Origin of the sequence: Stenotrophomonas sp. Marseille-Q5258 (genome assembly GCF_946900935.1) — a bacterium.
In the GTDB taxonomy this organism is placed as follows: Bacteria; Pseudomonadota; Gammaproteobacteria; order Xanthomonadales; family Xanthomonadaceae; genus Stenotrophomonas; species Stenotrophomonas nematodicola.
Genome location: NZ_CAMPPN010000002.1, coordinates 55,459 through 74,766 on the forward strand (window position 1 = coordinate 55,459; position 19,308 = coordinate 74,766).

Below are 19,308 nucleotides of genomic sequence, written 5' to 3' on the forward strand. Positions count from 1 at the left end.
TGTTACCAGCGCACGGGCGCTGCGGGTGGCCCGTCATGCGAGGGGAACAACGGCAGCACGTACTCGGCCAGCTCCTGCAGCACCTCTGCGGCGGGCCGCTGCGAGAACTGGATGCCGAGCGCGGCGTGGTTGACGCCGGCCCGTTGCCACTCGCCGAGCAGCTCGATCAGCCCGTTGCGGCCGGTCCGCAGCGTGTAGCCGCCATTGAGCGGGGTGCGTGGATGGTTCGGGTCCTCCACCAGATCCAGCCATTCATTGGTGACATGCGGCCGGAAACCACCGTCGGGAATGAGACGGCGCCACGCCCGGATCTTCTCCGCCAGACGCTGCGGCCCACCGGCATGGTGGGTCGCATCGGGATAGGTGAGCCAGCCATCGGCGTGCTGCCCCACCCAGTCGAGCGTCTGCCGGGAGGTACCGGTCACCAGCAGCGGAATCGCGCCGGCCACCGGTTTGGGCAGCAGTTCCACGCCCTGCAGCACGCCCAGCGGCGAGTCGATCTGCAGCGGGCCGGACTGCATCAACTGGCGTACGTAGGCGACCGACGCGGCGAAGCGCTCGCCGCGCGTGGCGTGATCCAGCCCATACGCGGGGAACTCGACCGGTCGATCCCCGGAGGCGATACCCAGCACCAGGCGCCCGCCGGACAGCTGGTCGAGGGTGGCCGCCGCCTTGGCCAGGTCGATCGGGTGCCGCAGCGTGAAAATCGCGCTGCCCGTGGCCAACGCCAGCCGCTCGGTACGCGCGGCAAGGAAGGCGAGATAGGTGAAGAGATCGAACACCTGCCCGGCGTCGCCGAACAGCGGATCGAACAGCGGCACGTCGCGCACCCAGGTCGCGGCGAAACCATCGCGGTCCAGTTGGCGCACCAGATCCGCCTGCCCGGCCAGCACCTGCATGTCGCCCTGGTAGACGCGCAGCGGCAGGAAGATGCCGAGGGTGAGGGCGCCCTCGCGGAACATGCGCTGGTAGCCGGCGTGGTGGACGAACGCAGGGGCGGAGGCGCCGGTCAGGGGCGCCGGCATCGCGGCGATATCGGTCAACAGCGTCATCGTTGGAACTCCTGGATCAAGGGCCGGTTGCCGGTTCGGGACGCTGTACGCCACGCTGCACCGCCGGCCGCTGCGACATGCGGTCATGCCACGCGCTCAGGTGCGGGTAGGCACTGAAATCCATGTCGATGATCCGCGCGATGTGGGTCCAGCCGTAGCCGGCGATATCGGCGATGGAGTACGTCTCGCCGGCCAGCCAGACATTGCCCGCAAGGCGTTGATCCAGCGTCGCGAAGAAGGCCGCGCTCAGGTTGCGGTAGCGCGCGATGGCAGCGGCGTTGGGCTGCGCGTCGAACATCTCGAAGTGCACGCGCTGGCCAAGGATCGGCCCGACGCTGGCGGACTGGAACATCAGCCAGGTGATGGCCGCCCAGCGCGCGGCGGGCGTGGGCGGCAGCAGGCGTCCGCTCTGCTCGGCCAGGTACAACAGGATGGCGGCGGACTCGAACACGGTGATGCCGGCCGCCTCGTCCACCAGCACGGGGATGCGGCCGTGTGGATGCAGTGCTAGGTAGTCGGGATGGCGATGCTCGCCCTCGGCAATGCGCACGTGGTGCAGCGTGTAGGGAATGCCGAGTTCTTCCAGCGCGATGGTGATCTTGAAGCCGTTGGGCGAACTGTCGGTGTACAGGTGCAGCGAAGCGGGGGACACGGCGGTCTCCTGTGGGGCAATGGACGGGGGCGGCGGCGTGCCGGGAAACGCAGCTGGACTAACTTCCCGCGTTTCAACATGATCGCGATGCTACGCAGCCCAATGCCTGCTGTAGAACGATTTATCCTGCCCACAAAAGAGAGAAAATCTAACGTCATGGGCGCTGTACTTCCGTTGCTGGCGCTGCGCGCCTTCGTCGAAACCGGCCGTCATGGCAGCCTCAAGGCGGCCGCCGCCGTCATGGGCGTCACCCCCGGTGCCATCAGCCAGCAGCTCAAGCTGCTGCAGGCGCGCACCGGCGTGGCGCTGTTCACGCGCACGCGCCAGGGAGTCGCGTTGACCCCGGCCGGCGCGCAGGTACATCCGGCGCTGCTGCGGGCGTTCGATCAGATCCAGGACAGCATGGCCGCGCTGGAGGCCATCCATGCGCGGCAGACACTGACCATCAGTACGGTGCCCGGTTTCGCTGCGTCGTGGCTGGTGCCGCGACTGGGGCGCTTCACCGAACGGCATCCGGACATCGAAGTGCGGGTGGAAGCCTCCTCGACCCTGGTGGACCTGCGTCGCGACCGCATCGACATTGCGATCCGTCACGGCCTTGGCGAGTATCCCGGGTTGGTCTCGCGACACCTGGCGGCCCCGGTGCTGCTGCCGGTGGCGTGCCCGACCCTGCTCGCCGCCGGGCCACCGATCCGCGCGGCAGTGGACTGCCTGCAGTACCCGCTGCTGCAGGACTCGGACCGCAGCGACTGGTCGCTCTGGTTCAGCGCGCTGGGGCTCCCGCCGGACCCACGCATCACGCGCGGGCCGGCCTTCGATGATGATGTGCTGCTGATCCGTGCCGCTGAAGCGGGCCAGGGCATCGCGCTGGTGCGCGACCTGTACGTGCAGGCCGACGTAGCCAGCGGGCGGCTGGCGATCGCGCTGGACCAGCCGTGGCCCACGCGGTTTGCGTACTACGCGGTCACCCTGCCCGGGGCCGAGGAGAACCCGGCCATCGCCGCGTTCCTGGGTTGGCTGCAGGAGGAAGTCGAGGCGCCGGCGAGCGCGCGCTGAACGCCGCCCCGCGCGCAAAAAAAAAACCCCGCCTTGCGGCGGGGTTTTTCCTGTTTCGTGGCGGATACGTGCCGACCGGGGGTCGGCACCTATCGGACCGATGCGGGCCAGCCAGCGGCCGGCCGTTGCATCAGAAGTCCATGCCGCCCATGCCACCCATGCCGCCCATGCCGGCGCCAGCTGCGCCAGCGCCGTCATCCTTCTTCGGGGCTTCGGCAACCATTGCTTCGGTGGTGATCATCAGGCCAGCGATCGAGGCAGCGTTCTGCAGCGCCGAACGGGTCACCTTGGTCGGGTCCAGGATGCCGAATTCCAGCATGTCGCCGAATTCGCCGGTGGCGGCGTTGTAGCCGTAGCTGCCGGTGCCTTCCTTGACCTTGTTGACGATCACGGACGGCTCTTCGCCGGCGTTGGCGACGATTTCACGCAGCGGGGCTTCCATCGCGCGCAGGGCGATCTGGATGCCGTGGTTCTGGTCTTCGTTGGCACCCTTCAGGCCAGCCAGCGCGGTGACCGCACGGACCAGGGCGACGCCGCCGCCCGGGACCACGCCTTCTTCAACGGCTGCACGGGTGGCGTGCAGGGCGTCGTCGACGCGATCCTTCTTTTCCTTCATTTCGATTTCGGTCGAGGCGCCGACCTTGATCACGGCCACGCCGCCGGCCAGCTTGGCCACGCGTTCCTGCAGCTTTTCGCGGTCGTAATCCGACGAGGTGTCTTCGATCTGGGTCTTGATCTGGGTCACGCGCGCTTCGATGTTGGCCTTCTCGCCGGCGCCATCGATGATCGTGGTGTTTTCCTTGGAGACCTGCACCTTCTTGGCGCGGCCCAGGTCCTTGATCGTCGCCTTTTCCAGCGACAGACCAATTTCCTCGGAGATCACGGTACCGCCGGTCAGCACGGCCATGTCTTCCAGCATCGCCTTGCGACGGTCGCCGAAGCCCGGTGCCTTGACGGCCACGACCTTGACGATGCCACGGATGGTGTTGACCACCAGGGTGGCCAGCGCTTCGCCTTCGATGTCTTCGGCGATGATCAGCAGCGGCTTGCCGGCCTTGGCGACGCCTTCCAGCACGGGCAGCAGGTCGCGCACGTTGGAGATCTTCTTGTCGTGCAGCAGCACGTACGGATCGTCCAGGTCAGCGGTCTGCGACTGCTGGTTGTTGATGAAGTACGGCGACAGGTAGCCGCGGTCGAACTGCATGCCTTCGACGACGTCCAGCTCGTTGTCCAGGCCCGAGCCTTCTTCAACGGTGATGACGCCTTCCTTGGTCACGCGGCGCATCGCTTCGGCGATGATGTTGCCGATCGACTCGTCCGAGTTGGCCGAGATCGTACCGACCTGGGCAATGGCCTTGTCGTCGGCGGTCGGCTTGGAGATGTTCTTCAGCTCGGCGACGGCGGCGATCACGGCCTTGTCGATACCGCGCTTGAGGTCCATCGGGTTCATGCCGGCAGCAACAGCCTTGGCGCCTTCGCGGATCAGGGCCTGGGCCAGCACGGTGGCGGTGGTGGTGCCGTCGCCGGCGTCGTCGTTGGTACGCGACGCGACTTCCTTCACCATCTGCGCGCCCATGTTCTCGAACTTGTCAGCCAGTTCGATTTCCTTGGCGACGGAGACGCCGTCCTTGGTGATGGTCGGGGCGCCGAAGCTCTTCTCGAGCACGACGTTGCGGCCCTTCGGGCCCAGGGTGGCCTTGACGGCATTGGCGAGCACGTTGACGCCGCGCACCATGCGCGAACGGGCGTCTTCACCGAAACGGATATCTTTGGCAGCCATTAGCTCTTACCTCGAATGATTGGGTTGGATCAGAAGGAACGGGCGCGACGCACTCAGCCAACGATGGCGAGGATGTCGTCTTCGCGCAGGACCTTGAATTCGACGCCTTCGGACTTGTAGCTGCTGCCGGCGTACTGGCCGTAGATGACCTTGTCGCCGACCTTCAGCGACGGCGCGCGGACGCTGCCGTTGTCCAGCGGCTTGCCCGGGCCCACGGCCACGACTTCACCCTTGGTGGACTTTTCCTTGGCGGAATCGGGAATCACAATGCCGCCGGCGGAGATTTCGTCGGCTTCGATCGGCTTGACCACAACGCGGTCGTGAAGCGGCTTGATGCTCATATGAGACCTCTTAAGTTATTGATTGGTCTGGAAAAGTCTGGCGATGTTAGCACTCGCACAAGGCGACTGCCAGCACCGCTCACGAAAAAACCCGACAGTGCGGGACAGGGCAGAGATGGTGCTGCCCACCGCCCTTTCAAGGGGGGTCGCACGTAAATTTCGATTCTTGACGCACGTCCCATAAGTGGGGGCCGAATGCGACACATTAGATAAATGTGTCATTTGGATTGGTTAGATTCGGCCAGCAATTCCCAATCACAAGGAGCCGTAGATGAGGTTGCTCACCCCGCTGTCCCTGGGCTGTCTGCTGGCGCTCGCCGCCGGCACCGCCCGGGCCGATGTGTTCATCAATGAACTGCATTACGACGACAGTACCCCCGCCGGCGATGTCGGCGAGGCCATCGAAGTCGTTGCCACCGCCGGGGAGAACCTGGCCGACTACCGGCTGTACCTGTACAACGGCAGCACCCCGTCGGCAGCCACGGTCTACGCCAACAATCCGGTACCGGCAGGCACCGCCGCCGGCTGCGGCAGCGCCACCCTGGCCACGGTCACCTACCCCAGCAACGGCCTGCAGAACGGCGCCAACGACGGGATCGCGCTGGTGGACGCCAGCGGCAAGGTGGTGCAGTTCATCAGCTACGAGGGCACCATCACCGCCTCCGGCGGCCCGGCGGCCGGCCTGACCAGTCAGAACATTCCGGTCAGCGAGACCAACAGCACCGCCCCCGGCACCTCCCTGCAGCTCACCGGCAGCGGCAGCCAGTACGCCCACTTCACCTGGGCCGCCTCGGCGACGCAGACCTTTGGCGCCTGCAACAACGGCCAGACCTTCAGCGGCGGCGGCAGCACCGGGCCGAACACCCCGCCGTCGGTACGCGCCACCACGCCGGAACAGGGCGCCAGCACCTTCCCGGCGGCCGCCGACCTCAGCGTGACGTTCAGCGAGCCGGTCACCCTGGCCAGCGGCGCGTTCGTGCTCAGCTGCGGCCAGTCCGGCACCGTGCCGTTGAGCCACGCCAGCAGCGGCTCGCGCTTCACGCTGTCCACCAACACGGCACTGGTGGCCGGCGAGGCGTGCCGCTTCGACATCCGCGCCACCCGCATCACCGATGCCCAGGGCGCCCGCCCGGCAGCGGACACCCGCATCGCGTTCACCGTTGCCACCACGACCGGCAACCCCGACCCGGGCAATCCGGACCCTGGCACGCCGGGCACGTACTACTCGCGGGTGAACACCTCCACCCCGAGCCAGCTGCGCTGCTCGCTGCATGAAACCATCAAGGGCCATACCGCCTATCCGTACAGCGGTTCAGGCACCAGCACCTGGACCATCCTGGAAATCGCCGACGAAGATCCCAACAACAGCGGCAGGATCCTGGACGCCTACCGCAACCGCAGCTACACCAAGGTCAGCGGCCGCGCGGGCACGGGCAGCGGGCTGACCTACAACCGCGAGCACACCTGGCCCAACTCGCTCGGCTTTGCCAGCACCACCGGTGACAAGGGGCTGCCGTATGCGCCCTACACCGACACCCACATGCTGTACCTGACCGATGCGCAGTGGAACGCCGACCGCGGCAACAAGCCGTTCGGCAAGTGCGACAGCAGCTGCGGCGAGCGCGCGACCGAGTCCAACAACGGCTTTGGCGGCGGCAGCGGCGGCTACCCGGGCAACTCCAACTGGGTGCGCACACCCGACGGCAATGGCGGCACCTTCGAGGTGTGGGGCCACCGCAAGGGCGACATGGCGCGGGCGGTGATGTACATGGCGATCCGCTATGAGGGTGGCAAGGACGCCAAGACCGGCCAGTCCGAGCCGGACCTGGAGCTGACCGACGACCGCAGCAGGATCGTCAAGACCTCCGCTTCGCCGGCGTACATGGGCCTGCTCTCGACCCTGATCGACTGGCACCTGTCCGACCCGCCGGATGCGGCCGAACGCGCCCGCAACGAGGTGATCTACAGCTTCCAGGGCAACCGCAACCCCTTCATCGACCACCCCGAGTGGGCCACCCCGGCCCTGTTCACCTCGGCCAGGCCGGCGACCTGCCAGCTGGCGAATTGACGTATCCGGCATTGCCGGCCAGCGGCCGGCACGACCGGGTTTGAGCGCTGCCGGCCGGTCCCGCCGGGACCGGCCGGTCACGGCCCTATACTTGCGGGTCATGTCGACCGCCGATCCCATCTTTCTGTTGTTCACCACCTGCCCCGACGTGGCCTGCGCCACGCGGCTGGCACACGCGTTGGTGGAGGAACGGCTGGCCGCCTGCGTGACCCGCCTGGAAGGCGCGCACTCGACGTACCGCTGGCAGGGCCGGATCAGCGAGGACCCCGAGGTCCAGCTGCTGATCAAAACCACCGGCGCCCGCCTGGACGCGACCATCGCCCGCGTGCAGGCCCTGCACCCGTATGAACTCCCCGAGTGCATTGCGGTCGAAACCCGCGCCGGTCTACCGGCGTACCTGGATTGGATTCGGGCGCAGACCCGTGAGGAAAGTGATTGATGACGCTGCTTTGTCGTGTTGCCGCGCTGTGCGCGCTGCTGGTGCTGTCCCTGCCCGCCTGGGCTGTCAGTGAGAAAGACCTGCTTCCGGTGGATGAGGCGTTCGGGCTGACCGCGCAGGCGCGTGACCGCGACCGCATCGAAGTGCGCTGGTCCATCGCCCCGGGCTACTACCTGTACCGCCACCGCACCACGGTCAAGCCGGAGGCCGGCTTCGTCGCCGATGCATTGCAGATGCCGGCCGGCAAGAAGCACCACGATGACTTCTTCGGTGAAGTGGAAACCTACCGCGAACGTCTGATTGCGGTGCTGCCCGGCAAGGCCGCCGATGGCGCCGATACCGTCACCCTGGAAGTGCGTTATCAGGGCTGCGCCGACGCCGGCGTCTGCTATCCGCCCCAGAAGCGCACGCTGCAGGTGAAGCTGCCGGGCGCCACAGCGACCCGCACCGATGCTCCGGCCGCGCTGCCTGCCGCCGCGCCAGCGGCGTCCTTCAACACCCCACTGTCCGGCGGCCTGCGCCTGCCCGGCATGGCCGCCAGCCAGGCGCTGCCGCTGCCCTCGGAAAAGGCCTTCGGCTTCGATGCGATCGTTGGCGACGGCAACACCGTGCTGCTGCGCTTCAGCCCCGCGCCGGGCTACTACCTGTATCGCGACCGCACCTCGCTGAAGCTCGAAGGCGCCGCCGGCATCCGTGCCGACAAGCCCCGGTGGCCGGCCGCCCGCTCGCACCGTGACGAGCATTTCGGCGACGTGGCGGTGTATTTCGACCAGATCGACGTGCCGCTGCCGCTGCACCGCAGCCGTCCCGACGCGGCCGATGCCACCCTGGTGATCACCTTCCAAGGCTGCCAGACCGACGGTATCTGCTACCCGCCGATGACGCGGCGGGTGAAGCTGTCGCTGCCGGCAGGCAAGGTCAACGGCACCAGCAGCGATGCCAGCGTCAAGCAGGAGGTGATCGCACCGCTGCCCAGCCGTGACAAGCGTGCGCAGGCGCGCGACCGTGCCGACAGCGGCATCGCCACCCAGCCGATGCTGATCCGCCCCAACGAACCGGTGCTGCCGGTGGCCGAGCAGGCCGCCCCCGACGCCAGTGCCGACAACGCGCTGCGCACGCCGCCGCCGGGCAGCAACGACACCACACCGACCAGCCTGGTGGTGGCGCTGCTGCTGTCCCTGCTGGGCGGACTGATCCTCAACCTGATGCCGTGTGTCCTGCCGATCCTGTCCTTGAAGGTGCTGGGCGTGGCGCAGAGCGGGGAAAGCCGCCAGCGCGCGCGCAGCCATGCGCTGTGGTACACCGCTGGCGTACTGGTCGCCTTCGCCGCGATCGGCGGACTGGTGCTGGCCCTGCGCGCGGCAGGCCAGGCCGCAGGCTGGGGCTTCCAGCTGCAGCATCCGTGGTTCATCGCCGCACTGGTCTACCTGATGTTCGCCGTTGGCCTGAGTCTGTCCGGGGTGTTCACCCTGGGCGGCAGCTTGGGCGGGATCGGCCAGTCGCTGGCCTCGCGCAGCGGGCCGGTGGGCGATTTCTTCACCGGCGTGCTGGCCTGCGTGGTCGCCAGCCCGTGCGTGGCCCCGTTCATGGGCCCGGCTCTGGGATTTGCCTTCACCGCGCCGGCACCGCAGGCGATGCTGGTGTTCCTGGCACTGGGCCTGGGTCTGGCGCTGCCGTTCCTGCTGATCGGCTTCGTGCCGTCGCTGGCACGTCGCCTGCCGCGCCCGGGGGCGTGGATGGAAACGCTCAAGCACGTGCTGGCCTTCCCGATGTACGGCACCGCGATCTGGCTGCTGTGGGTACTGGGCCAGCAGCGCGGCGTGGATGCGATGACCCTGGTGCTGGGCGGCCTGGTGGTACTGGCGTTGGCGCTGTGGTGGTTCGAGCGCAGCCGCTGGCGCAGCCAGCGCGTGGCCGGCCTGCTGGCCACGCTGCTGATCGTCGCCGCGCTCTATCCGGTGTGGGGCGTCACCCGCCTGGCGCCGCCGGCCAAGGCCGCGCAGGTGGCCAGCGACAACATGGTGGCCTACTCCCCGCAGATGCTCGACCGCCTGCGCCAGGACAACCGCGTGGTGTTCGTCAACATCACCGCCGACTGGTGCGTCACCTGCAAGGCCAACGAGCGCACGGTGCTGGCCACCCATGCGTTCGAGGACACCCTGCGCCGCACCAACGCGGTGTACATGCGCGGCGACTACACCAACGTGGACGAGCAGCTCACCGCCTTCCTCAACGAACACAAGGCCGTGGGCGTGCCGTTGTATGTGGTCTACGGCCCCGGCGCTCCGCCGACCGTGCTGCCGACCGTGCTGACCCAGGCCATCGTCGAAGAAGCCCTGCTGCGCACCGCGCGATGAGCATGCGGCTGCCACGCCGGTACCTGGTGGTGGCGGCCGTAGCCGCCGCGGCCGGCATTGCCGCCGGTACCTGGCTGCATGGCACGCCGCCGGACGCTGTTCCGGCCCCATCGCCGCCGGCGCCGGTGGCCGGCCCCGGCGATCGCCTGCCGGCGATCACCCTGCCGGATCTGGACGGACGCCCGGTGGACCTGTCGCAGTTTGCCGGGCGACCGCTGCTGATCAACGTATGGGCCAGCTGGTGCGGCCCCTGTGTGGAGGAAATGCCGGCGCTGGCGGCCTTTGCCGCCAGCCAACCCGCCGACGGCGTGCAGGTGCTGGGGCTGGCGCTGGATACCGTCGAGGGTGTGCGCGGGTTCCTGGCGCAGGTGCCGGTGGACTACCCGATCGTGCTCGATACCCCCGGCCCGGCCGACGCCAGCGTGCAGCTCGGCAATGCCAAGGGGCTGCTGCCCTACACGGTGCTGGTGGATGCACGCGGACGCATCGTCAAACAGAAGCTCGGACCCTTCGCCCCCGGCGAGATCGAGGGATGGGCCCAGCCTTGACCGGGCTGGCTGTTCATGGCCCTCCAGTCCGGTTGCATGGCCGCGGCGGCGGGCGGTGTGCCCGGATCACTCGAACCAGCGGCGCAGGTAGCGCGCGGTCGCACCGTGGCGGGCGCGACTGACCTGCGCGGGCGTGCCCTCGGCCACGATCGTGCCGCCCGCCTCGCCCGCCCCCGGGCCGATGTCGATCACCCAGTCGGCACCAGCGACCACGCGCAGGTCGTGTTCAACCACCACCACGGTGTTGCCTGCATCCACCAGCCCGTGCAGTTGCGCCATCAGCTTGTCCACATCGGCCGGATGCAGGCCGGTGGTCGGCTCATCGAGCACGTACAGCGTGCTGCCGCGCTGGCTGCGCTGCAGCTCGGTGGCCAGCTTGATGCGCTGCGCCTCGCCCCCGGACAGCTCGGTGGCGGGCTGGCCCAGGCGCAGGTAGCCCAACCCGATATCGCGCAGCAGCTGCAGCGGGCGCTGCACGGCTGGCTCATCGGCAAAGAACGCGAGCGCTTCCGCCACGGTCATCGCCAGTACCTGCGCGATGTTGCGGCCGTTCCACTGCACCTCCAGCGTGCGGGCGTTGTAACGCTGCCCGTGGCAGGTCGGGCACGGCGCATACACGCTGGGCATGAACAGCAGTTCCACATGCACGAACCCCTCGCCCTCGCAGGTGTCGCAGCGGCCCTGGGCGACGTTGAACGAGAAGCGCCCGGCACCGTAGCGGCGCGCCTTGGCCATGCGCGTCCCCGCGAACAGGCGGCGCACGTGGTCAAATAGGCCGGTGTAGGTGGCCAGGTTGGAGCGGGGCGTGCGCCCGATCGGCTTCTGGTCCACGTTGACCAGCCGGGTGACCGCATCGGTGTCACCCTGCAGCCGCCCGCGCGTGCGCACGAGCGCGCTCGGCTGGGGCAGATCGCCGTCGCTCTCCTCCACCGCCGGCTCATGGCCGAGGTGCTCGCCAACCAGCTCCACCAGCGCCTGGCTGACCAGGCTGGACTTGCCGGACCCGGACACGCCGGTCACTGCGGTGAACGCACCCAGCGGGAAACGCGCGTCCAGCCCATGCAGATTGTTGCGATGCAGCCCGCGCAGCGCCAGCCAGCCCGATGGTGGTCGCGGCGTGCGGCGTGGCGCCGCGCGATCCTCGAACAGGTACGCCGCCGTCACCGACGCGGCGACCGTGCGCAGCCCGTCCGGCGGCCCGCTGTACAGCACCTGCCCGCCCTGCTCGCCCGCGCCGGGGCCGACATCGACCAGCCAGTCGGCACGGCGCAGCATCTCCAGGTCGTGTTCCACCACGAACAACGTGTTGCCGGCGGCCTTGAGCTGGTCCAGCGCACGATGCAGCGCTTCCCCGTCCGCGGGGTGCAGGCCGGCGGTGGGCTCGTCGAGCACGTAGACCACGCCGAACAGGCTGGAGCGGATCTGCGTGGCCAGGCGCAGCCGCTGCAGCTCGCCCGGCGACAGCGTGGGCGTGGCGCGATCCATCGACAGATAGCCCAGGCCGAGATCCTCCAGGGTACCGATGCGATCGACCAGATCACGCGCGATGCGCTGGGCGGCGATGCGCTTTTCTTCCGACAGGTCAGGGGTGCGCCGCACATCGCTGCCGCCGGCATGTGCGTTGCCACCGGCAGCAACCCGCCGGGCCGTGGCCTTGCGGCCTGCCGCGCGGCTGCGCGTGGCGCTCGCCACCGGCACGTCGAAACGCCCCTCGGCGGCCGGACGCAGCACCTGCGCCATCGCCGCGAGCGACAGCTGCGACAGCGCGCCGATGTCCAGACCGGCGAAAGTGACCGACAGCGCCTCGCGTTTGAGGCGCTTGCCTTCGCACACCGGACAGGTCGCGCCGATCATGTAACGTGCCACGCGCTTCTTCATCATCGCGCTCTGCGTGGTGGCGAAGGTATGCAGCACGTAGCGGCGGGCACCGGTGAAAGTGCCCATGTAACTGGGCTCTTCCTTCCGGCGCAGCGCAGCGCGGGTTTCGGCCGGCGTGAAGCCCGCGTAGACCGGCGCCACCGGTTGCTCCTCAGTGAACAGAATCCAGTCGCGCTGCTTCTTCGGCAGCTCACGCCAGGGGATGTCCACGTCGTAGCCCAGCGTGACCAGGATGTCGCGCTGGTTCTGTCCGTGCCACGCCGGCGGCCACGCAGCTATCGCGCGCTCACGGATGCTCAGCGACGGATCGGGCACCATCGACTGCTCGGTCACTTCGTACACATACCCCAGCCCGTGGCAGTTCGGGCAGGCGCCCTGCGGTGTATTGGGCGAAAAGTCCTCGGCATACAGCATCGGCTGCGCGGCCGGATAGGTGCCGGCGCGCGAGTACAGCATGCGCAGCAGGCTGGACAGCGTGGTGACGCTGCCCACGCTGGACCGCACGCTGGCAGTGCCGCGCTGCTGCTGCAGCGCCACCGCCGGCGGCAGACCGTCGATCGCATCCACGTCCGGTACGCCGACCTGGTCGATCAGTCGCCGTGCGTAAGGTGACAACGACTCCAGGTAGCGCCGCTGCGCCTCGGCGTACAGCGTGCCGAAGGCCAGCGAGGACTTGCCCGAGCCGGAGATGCCCGAGAACACCACCAGCGCGTCGCGCGGCATGTCCACGTCGACATTCCTGAGATTGTGCTCGCGCGCGCCGCGTACACGGACGAATGCGCCGGGCTGCGCCGGTGCTGCCGGCTTCTTTCGTGTGCTCATGCCAGCAGGATAGAGACCACCCCCGCACGCGGCCAGTGAAGGCGCGTGCGGGAACGATCGGCCCGTGTCAGGCGTGCGCCAGACGGGCGCTGCGCGGGGCCTGCGGCGGCTCCACCTCGAAGGCGGCCACCGCCTGGGAGAGATGCCTGGCCTGGCGCTGCAGCGCCTGCGCCGACGCCGAGGCTTCTTCCACCAGTGTGGCGTTCTGCTGGGTGCTGCCGTCCATCTGCAGCAGCGTCCTGCCCACCAGCGCGATGCCCACGCTCTGCTGCTGCGACGCGGCCGAGATGCCCGCCATGATCGCGGTCACCTGCTGCACGCTGCCGACGATCTGCTGCATGGTCGCGCCGGCCTGATCCACCTGGCGCGTGCCCGCGGCGACGGTGTCCACCGAGGCCTCGATCAGACCCTTGATCTGGCGCGCGGCATCGGCACTGCGCTGGGCCAGCAGCCGCACCTCGCTGGCGACCACGGCGAAGCTGCGTCCCTGCTCGCCGGCACGCGCGGCCTCCACGGCGGCATTCAGCGCCAGGATGCTGGTCTGGAAGGCGATGCCGTCGATCACGCTGGTGATGTCGGCGATGCGATGCGATGCCTGGGCGATGTCGCGCATGCTCGCCACCACCTGCCCCACCGAATCGCCACCGCGGACGGCGATGTCGGCTGCCTCGATCGCCAGGCGGTTGGCCTCCTGGGCGGACTCGGCGTTCTGGTGCACCGTGGCGGTGAGTTCCTCCATCGACGATGCGGTCTCCTCCAGGTGCGCGGCCTGGCGCTCGGTACGATCGGCCAGGTCATGGTTGCCGCTGACGATCTCGCCGGCGGCGCCGTTGATCGCCACCGACGCCTGCTGGATCCGCGCGACGATGTCGGTGAGCTGCTGCACGGTGGCATTGGCGTCGTCGCGCATCTGCGCGAATACGCCCTGGAAGTCACCGCGCATGCGCACCCGCAGGTCGCCCTGGGCCAGCGCCGACAGCAGCGCCTGCAGACCGGAGAGATTGCCCTGGAAGGTATCCAGCAGGCGGTTGATGCTCACCGCCAGGGTCAGGACGAAGCCCTCTTTGCCGGCCACGTCGATGCGACCATTCAGGTCGCCCTGCGCGGCGGCATCGACCAGCGCGGCCACTTCGGTTTCCACCGTGGTCTCCAGCGCGCGGCTGCGCCACTCCACCGCCGCGCCCAGCAGTTGGCCGTGATCGGTGATCGGGTTGACCACCAGCTGGTATCGGGTACCGGCGTGCACGATCTCGTGGCAGGCGCTGTCGGGGCCGTGCAACGTCTGCACGACGGTGGCGAACACCGGGTGCAGCTCCTGCGCGGAACGTCCGCGCCAGGCCAGCTCGTCGGTGCCGAGTTCGGCCTGCAGCGCGCGGTTGAGCAGGCTCACCCCGCCATGCGGGTCCAGCACCATCAGGCCGGTCTGTGCGCTGTCCAGCGCCTGCCGCGCACGCGCATTGTCGCGCGCGGCTGCGCGTTCGGCCTCGATCCGTTCACGCAACCGCTGCTGCATGTGCACCAGGCGCTGCGCGAGCTGGCCGATCTCGTCGTACGGGTTGTGCACGGCCAGCACCGTGTCCAGGCGATCCTCGGCGATGTCCTCGGCAAAGCGCAGCGTATCGGCAATGGGCCGGCGCACGGCGCGCAGCACCAGCAGCAGCGTGGCGATCAGCACCAGTGCCACGAGCGCCAGCGTCAGCGCAAACCCCACCGTCATCGCGCGGTCCTGCGCCTGCTGACGCTGGCGGGCGGCATCCAGCGCCGCCCCCTGTGCCTGCTCCAGCTGCTGCAGCGCCGGCGCGATCTGCTCAGCGGTGTCGGCCAGCGACTGCGCTTCCACGTCCAGCCCGACCCGTGCGGCGGTGTAGGCCAGCAGCGCGCCCTGATAGGCGTCCATGCGTGCGCGCAGCGCATCCTGCGTGGCGCCGGGCAGGCCCGCGCCCGGCAGCGCCAGCTCGAACGGCAGGCGCGCTTCGCTGGCGCGGTCGGTATGGGTGGCATCGCCGCTGAGCAGCAGCAGCGCTTCTTCGCGGCGCATGCCCTGCCACTGCGCCTGCAGCAGCGGCGCCGCGGTGGTGTCCAGCACGGTGGCCACGGCCGCGGCCGCCGCTTCCAGCTGCGCGCGCAGGCCCGCGTCGCCGCGGCCCATTTCATCGGCACGGGCATTGAGTGCGGCAATGCCCTCGGCAAACTCGCCGGCGCGTGCGGCCAACGCATGCAGCGCCTCGGCCGTGCCCGGGTCGTGCGGGTCGCGCTGCAGTTGCGCCAGCGTTGCCTGCAGACGGTGCTGTGCCTGCTGCAGCGCGCTGCGGTCGGTGTCGTCGAACGTGAACGCGTAACGGGTCTGCAGCCGCCGTGCGTCGGCCACCTGCGCAGCCAGCGCGGCGGCCAGCGCGGCATCCTGCTGGTGCGCGGCGAACGTCGCCGCCGCCCGTTCGCTGCTGTAGCGGGTGCCGGCGTAGACCAGGGCCACCACCAGCAGGCCGATGCCGCAGACCACCAGGCTGGCCTTCAGTTTGCGTGCGACACTGAGCCGCTGCAGCAGCCCGCGGGCGTGGCCGATGGGAAAGAGGGGCGATGCGCGTCCGCCGGAACGGGCGAACGAGGGAAACAGGCGGCGGGGGATGGCCGACATCACGTACTCCAGGCGGAATGACGCATCGGTATCGGCCGCACGCCGGGAGACTGTAGGCTTTTTTTCATCCCGATCGGCCAGCGCTCGCCGCTGCGCCCGTTGTACCCGGCGCAGGCGACGCCAAGATGACGGCCGCACGCCGCCCACCACCGCGCGACGCAGCGTTCCAGGCGCGCCCGTACCGCCGGCTTGACCTCAACCACGGTTGAGCCGCGACAGTGGCGTCACCTTCCCCGGTGGTGGGCTGCCCATGACCCCGCACGACCTTCACGCGTACCTGCAACGACTCGGCGAACCCACGCCACCACCTCCCACGCTGGCGACACTGGCCCGGCTGCAGCAGCGGCACAACGCCACGTTCCCGTTCGAGACGCTCACCTGCCTGCTGCGCGATGCCGTCGCCATCGACCTCCCCAGCGTGGCGCACAAGCTGCTGCACGAAGGGCGCGGCGGGTACTGCTATGAGCTCAACGGCCTGTTCCTGGCGCTGCTGCAGCACCTCGGCTTCCAGGCCCGCGCGCTGGCCGCGCGGGTGGTGATGGACGCCAGCGACGATTCACCCACCGCGCGTACCCACATGCTGGTGCTGGTGGTCATTGACGGGGTGGCCTACAGCGTGGATGTCGGTTTCGGTGGCAATACGCCGACCGGGCCGCTGCGGCTGGACCAGCGCTTCCCGCAGGCAACGCCCCACGAGCGCTACCGGATGGACCGGTACGAGGATGCGTATCTACTGCGGGTAGACGTGGGGGGCGAGTGGCGACCGCTGTACCGCTTCGACCTGCAGGTGCAGGAAGCCGTGGATCACATCGTCGGCAACTGGTATGTCTGCACGCATCCGGCGTCGTCCTTCCCCGGCCAGCTGCGCGCGGCACTGAGCGGCCCCGGCTGGCGGCGCACCCTCGGCGCCGGCCGTTATGCAGTGCATCGCCACGGGCAGCCGAGTGAGCGGCGCGCGCTGGTCGATGTGGACGATGTGCTGCAGGTGCTGCGCGAGGACTTCGGCATCACCCCACCCACGCACCCACGCCTGCGCGACGCAATCGCCGCGTGGCTGCGCGGCGCGGCCTGACGATGCGGCACCGTCGACGTCAACGTTGTACCGGCAGGGCCAGCACGGCGGCGGTGGACAGGACGCTGCCGAACGCGTCGGCGATTCCGGTCAGCGCGGCGCGGTGCAGCGCGTCGGCGCCCACCACCCCGTTGCCGTCGTACGCCTGCACGCTGCGGGTGGCGACGGCATCGGACGGCACGATCACCTCATAGCCCAGCGGCACCGCATCGCGGGCAGTGGTGGCCACGCAGACATGCGTCATCAGCCCTGCGATGATCAGCGTGCGGATGCCACGGGCCTTCAACTGCGCGTCCAGGTCGGTGCTGGCGAACGAACTCACCGTGGTCTTCCTGACGAGCGCATGGTGGGCCGCCGGCTGCATGCCGGGAACCAGCTGCACGCCCACGCTGCCCTCGGCAAATACGGGTGCAGCAGCCGGGTTGACGTGCTGTACGTGGAACACGGCGATGCCGTTGGCGTCGGCCATGCGTACCAGCCGCTGGCTGTTGGCCAGCGCGGCGTCGCCGTCGGGGATCGGCAGCCGGCCGGTGTAATACTCATTCTGGAAATCGATCACCAGCAGCGCGGTGCTGTCGGCGTGCAGCTGCTGCGGTGCAGTGGCGCCCCCGAGGGTGCGCAGCGTGGGTGCATCGGCGGCCGTCGCAGCGCCGCTGGCAGCGGCCAGGGTCATACCGGCGACGAGGGGAAGAATGAGAGCTTTCATGTGGGGAACTCCGGGGCAGTGACGGGGGGTGGGCGGCGGTGCGCCGACGGCCACCATTGTTCCGCCCCCCTGTTCGCGCCAACAGTGGCCCGGATGCCATTCACTGCTAGGATCGGGCCATGTTGACCGACCCCGCTCCGCACCACGTCGCCGTGGTGGCCTACCAGCAGATCAGCCCTTTTCATCTCGCCGTGCCGTGCATGGTGTTCGGTGAGGACCTGCTCCGCCTCGGCGCGCCCCGCTACCGGTTGAGCGTGTGCGCCGCCGAGCCCGGGCCACTGCGGACCCCGGCCGGCTTCAGCATCGACGTTGCGCAGGGGCTGGAGGCGCTGGCCGACGCCGATACCATCGTGGTGCCGGCCTGGCGCGACCCGGCCGAGCCGGCACCGCCCGCGCTGCTGGACGCCCTGCGCGCGGCCCACGCGCGCGGCGCGCGCCTGGTCGGGCTGTGCTTGGGCGCGGTGGTGCTCGCCCAGGCCGGACTGCTCGACGGGCGCCGCGCCTCGACCCACTGGGTGTTCATGGACGATGTGGCCGCACTGCACCCGCAGGTGCAGCTGCAGCGCGATGTGCTCTACGTGCAGGACGGCACCCTGCTGACCTCGGCCGGTACTGCGGCGGCCATCGACTGCTGCCTGCATCTGTTGCGCCAGGACCACGGCGCAGAGATCGCCAGCCGCGTCGCAAGACGCATGGTGGTCGCCCCGCACCGCCAGGGCGGCCAGGCGCAGTACATCGAACAGCCGCTGCCGGCCACGTTCGGCGACGACCGTCTGGCCGGGGTGCTGGAATGGGCGCTGTTCCACCTCGCCGAGCCGATCGGGATCGATGCCCTGGCCGCGCGCGCCAGCATGAGCCGGCGCACCTTCACCCGGCACTTCCGCAGTCTGACCGGCACCACCTTCAACCAGTGGCTGCTCGACCAGCGCCTGGCCCGCGCACAACGCCTGCTGGAAACCAGTGACACCGCGCTGGAGCGCATCGCCGGCCAGGCCGGCTTCGGCTCGACGGCGTCCCTGCGCAGCCACTTCAGTGCCGCCTACGGCGTGTCGCCTGGCGCCTACCGGCGCACCTTCCTGGGCGCCAGTTCCTGATTGCCACGCGCTAGCGTTTGAGGTCGCGCTCCGGTGCCATCACGTGAACCACCTTGCCCGCCGCATCCAGAAACTCGATCGCACCGTAGCCTTCCGGGGTCACGGTCATCCGCACCCGCGGCTGATTGCCGGCATCGGCCAGCGCCACCATCGGCGTGCCGTCGGCGGCAACACTGAGCTTCACCCGCGTGGGCGCTTCCACACCGGGGACCAGGCGATTGCCGAGCCCGGCCTCGCGGATCAACGGTGGCGCCTGGTTGATCACGAACATCACCGAGCCGTCCGGCGACACCCGCCAGCCCGCCGCATCCATCGCCGGATGATCCAGCGCGAGCACCGCCGCGGTGCCAGCGGGCGTGTCGGCCACGCCGAATCCCCCGCGCTCGCTGCCCGTGTCGTCGTACAGGATCATCCCTGCCACATCGAAGGCGCGCTTGTACTGGATGCCATCGATGATCGGCGGCGGGGTGTTCGCCGACAGCGTCATGCGGATGGTGCCGTCCTCGCCCACGATGTCGATGCGCCTGGCCGTGATCCGCTCGTGATCGACCGCCTCCACCCGCGTCTGTGGCGCGCGGTCGGCGATGATGCGCTGCAGGGTCTCCAGCGACGGCCGTTTCGGCGGGGAACCGGCCTCGGCGGCGGCCAGCGGGGCGACCGGTGCCAGCGCGAGCGACAGAACGGCACGATGCAACGACGTCATCCGGGTCATCGACAACATCCATCAGAGGGGTGAACCCGCATGCTGTGCGCTGGGGGGCGCAACCTCAAGTGTCGGCGCAGCAAGAACGGCGAAACGCCGGGGATG

The 19,308-nt window shown here is 69.2% G+C and carries 15 protein-coding genes; 7 read left to right on the top strand and 8 right to left on the bottom strand.

Annotated elements, in window-relative coordinates:
* Positions 1-2: 2 nt before the first annotated feature.
* A complete protein-coding gene (locus OC534_RS01485; protein ID WP_206147326.1) occupies positions 3-1,052 on the bottom strand; it encodes an LLM class oxidoreductase in 1,050 nt (349 codons plus the stop codon).
* A 16-nt stretch (positions 1,053-1,068) separates the two neighbouring features.
* Positions 1,069-1,704, bottom strand: a complete 636-nt coding sequence (locus OC534_RS01490; protein WP_136004512.1) for a glutathione S-transferase family protein — start codon at positions 1,702-1,704, stop codon at positions 1,069-1,071.
* 156 nt (positions 1,705-1,860) lie between these two features.
* Between OC534_RS01490 and OC534_RS01495 the strand changes: the two genes are divergently transcribed.
* Positions 1,861-2,760: a LysR substrate-binding domain-containing protein gene (locus tag OC534_RS01495; protein WP_017356758.1), complete on the top strand. Its 900-nt coding sequence runs from the start codon at positions 1,861-1,863 to the stop codon at positions 2,758-2,760.
* 130 nt (positions 2,761-2,890) lie between these two features.
* On the opposite strand, the gene groL is transcribed toward OC534_RS01495, so the two are convergent.
* Both groL and OC534_RS01505 read right to left on the bottom strand, forming a co-directional pair.
* Positions 2,891-4,540, bottom strand: a complete 1,650-nt coding sequence (groL, locus tag OC534_RS01500; RefSeq protein ID WP_262071253.1) for a chaperonin GroEL — start codon at positions 4,538-4,540, stop codon at positions 2,891-2,893.
* Between the two features lie 53 nt (positions 4,541-4,593).
* The gene (locus OC534_RS01505) at positions 4,594-4,881 is read right to left on the bottom strand and encodes a co-chaperone GroES (protein ID WP_017356760.1); all 288 of its coding nucleotides are present in this window, start codon (positions 4,879-4,881) and stop codon (positions 4,594-4,596) included.
* A 271-nt stretch (positions 4,882-5,152) separates the two neighbouring features.
* Here OC534_RS01505 and OC534_RS01510 point away from each other — a divergent pair, with 271 nt between their 5' ends.
* The 4 genes from OC534_RS01510 to OC534_RS01525 all read left to right on the top strand — a co-directional run bounded on the left by OC534_RS01510 (position 5,153) and on the right by OC534_RS01525 (position 10,293).
* A complete protein-coding gene (locus tag OC534_RS01510) occupies positions 5,153-6,949 on the top strand; it encodes an endonuclease (RefSeq protein WP_017356761.1) in 1,797 nt (598 codons plus the stop codon).
* 100 nt (positions 6,950-7,049) lie between these two features.
* Positions 7,050-7,388: a divalent-cation tolerance protein CutA gene (gene cutA, locus OC534_RS01515; protein ID WP_017356762.1), complete on the top strand. Its 339-nt coding sequence runs from the start codon at positions 7,050-7,052 to the stop codon at positions 7,386-7,388.
* Complete coding sequence (locus tag OC534_RS01520) at positions 7,388-9,745, top strand: protein-disulfide reductase DsbD (protein WP_262071254.1); 2,358 nt, start codon at positions 7,388-7,390, stop codon at positions 9,743-9,745. Before cutA ends, OC534_RS01520 begins: the two co-directional genes overlap by 1 nt.
* Before the next feature lie 2 nt (positions 9,746-9,747).
* The gene (locus tag OC534_RS01525; protein ID WP_262071305.1) at positions 9,748-10,293 is read left to right on the top strand and encodes a TlpA disulfide reductase family protein; all 546 of its coding nucleotides are present in this window, start codon (positions 9,748-9,750) and stop codon (positions 10,291-10,293) included.
* 66 nt (positions 10,294-10,359) lie between these two features.
* On the opposite strand, the gene OC534_RS01530 is transcribed toward OC534_RS01525, so the two are convergent.
* Both OC534_RS01530 and OC534_RS01535 read right to left on the bottom strand, forming a co-directional pair.
* Complete coding sequence (locus OC534_RS01530) at positions 10,360-12,993, bottom strand: excinuclease ABC subunit UvrA (protein ID WP_136004516.1); 2,634 nt, start codon at positions 12,991-12,993, stop codon at positions 10,360-10,362.
* Positions 12,994-13,060: 67 nt separating this feature from the next.
* Complete coding sequence (locus OC534_RS01535) at positions 13,061-15,628, bottom strand: methyl-accepting chemotaxis protein (RefSeq protein WP_136004518.1); 2,568 nt, start codon at positions 15,626-15,628, stop codon at positions 13,061-13,063.
* A 250-nt stretch (positions 15,629-15,878) separates the two neighbouring features.
* Here OC534_RS01535 and OC534_RS01540 point away from each other — a divergent pair, with 250 nt between their 5' ends.
* Positions 15,879-16,700, top strand: coding sequence for an arylamine N-acetyltransferase (locus OC534_RS01540; RefSeq protein WP_136004520.1), 822 nt, complete (start codon positions 15,879-15,881; stop codon positions 16,698-16,700).
* A gap of 19 nt (positions 16,701-16,719) precedes the next feature.
* Here OC534_RS01540 and OC534_RS01545 read toward each other — a convergent pair whose 3' ends face one another.
* Positions 16,720-17,406: a cysteine hydrolase family protein gene (locus OC534_RS01545; protein ID WP_136004522.1), complete on the bottom strand. Its 687-nt coding sequence runs from the start codon at positions 17,404-17,406 to the stop codon at positions 16,720-16,722.
* Positions 17,407-17,525: 119 nt separating this feature from the next.
* Here OC534_RS01545 and OC534_RS01550 point away from each other — a divergent pair, with 119 nt between their 5' ends.
* Complete coding sequence (locus OC534_RS01550) at positions 17,526-18,500, top strand: helix-turn-helix domain-containing protein (RefSeq protein ID WP_166473496.1); 975 nt, start codon at positions 17,526-17,528, stop codon at positions 18,498-18,500.
* Between the two features lie 10 nt (positions 18,501-18,510).
* Here the strand turns inward: OC534_RS01550 and OC534_RS01555 are convergent, their stop codons facing one another.
* Positions 18,511-19,212 (bottom strand): hypothetical protein, encoded by a 702-nt coding sequence (locus OC534_RS01555; protein WP_262071255.1) that lies wholly within the window; start codon positions 19,210-19,212, stop codon positions 18,511-18,513.
* Positions 19,213-19,308: the final 96 nt, after the last annotated feature.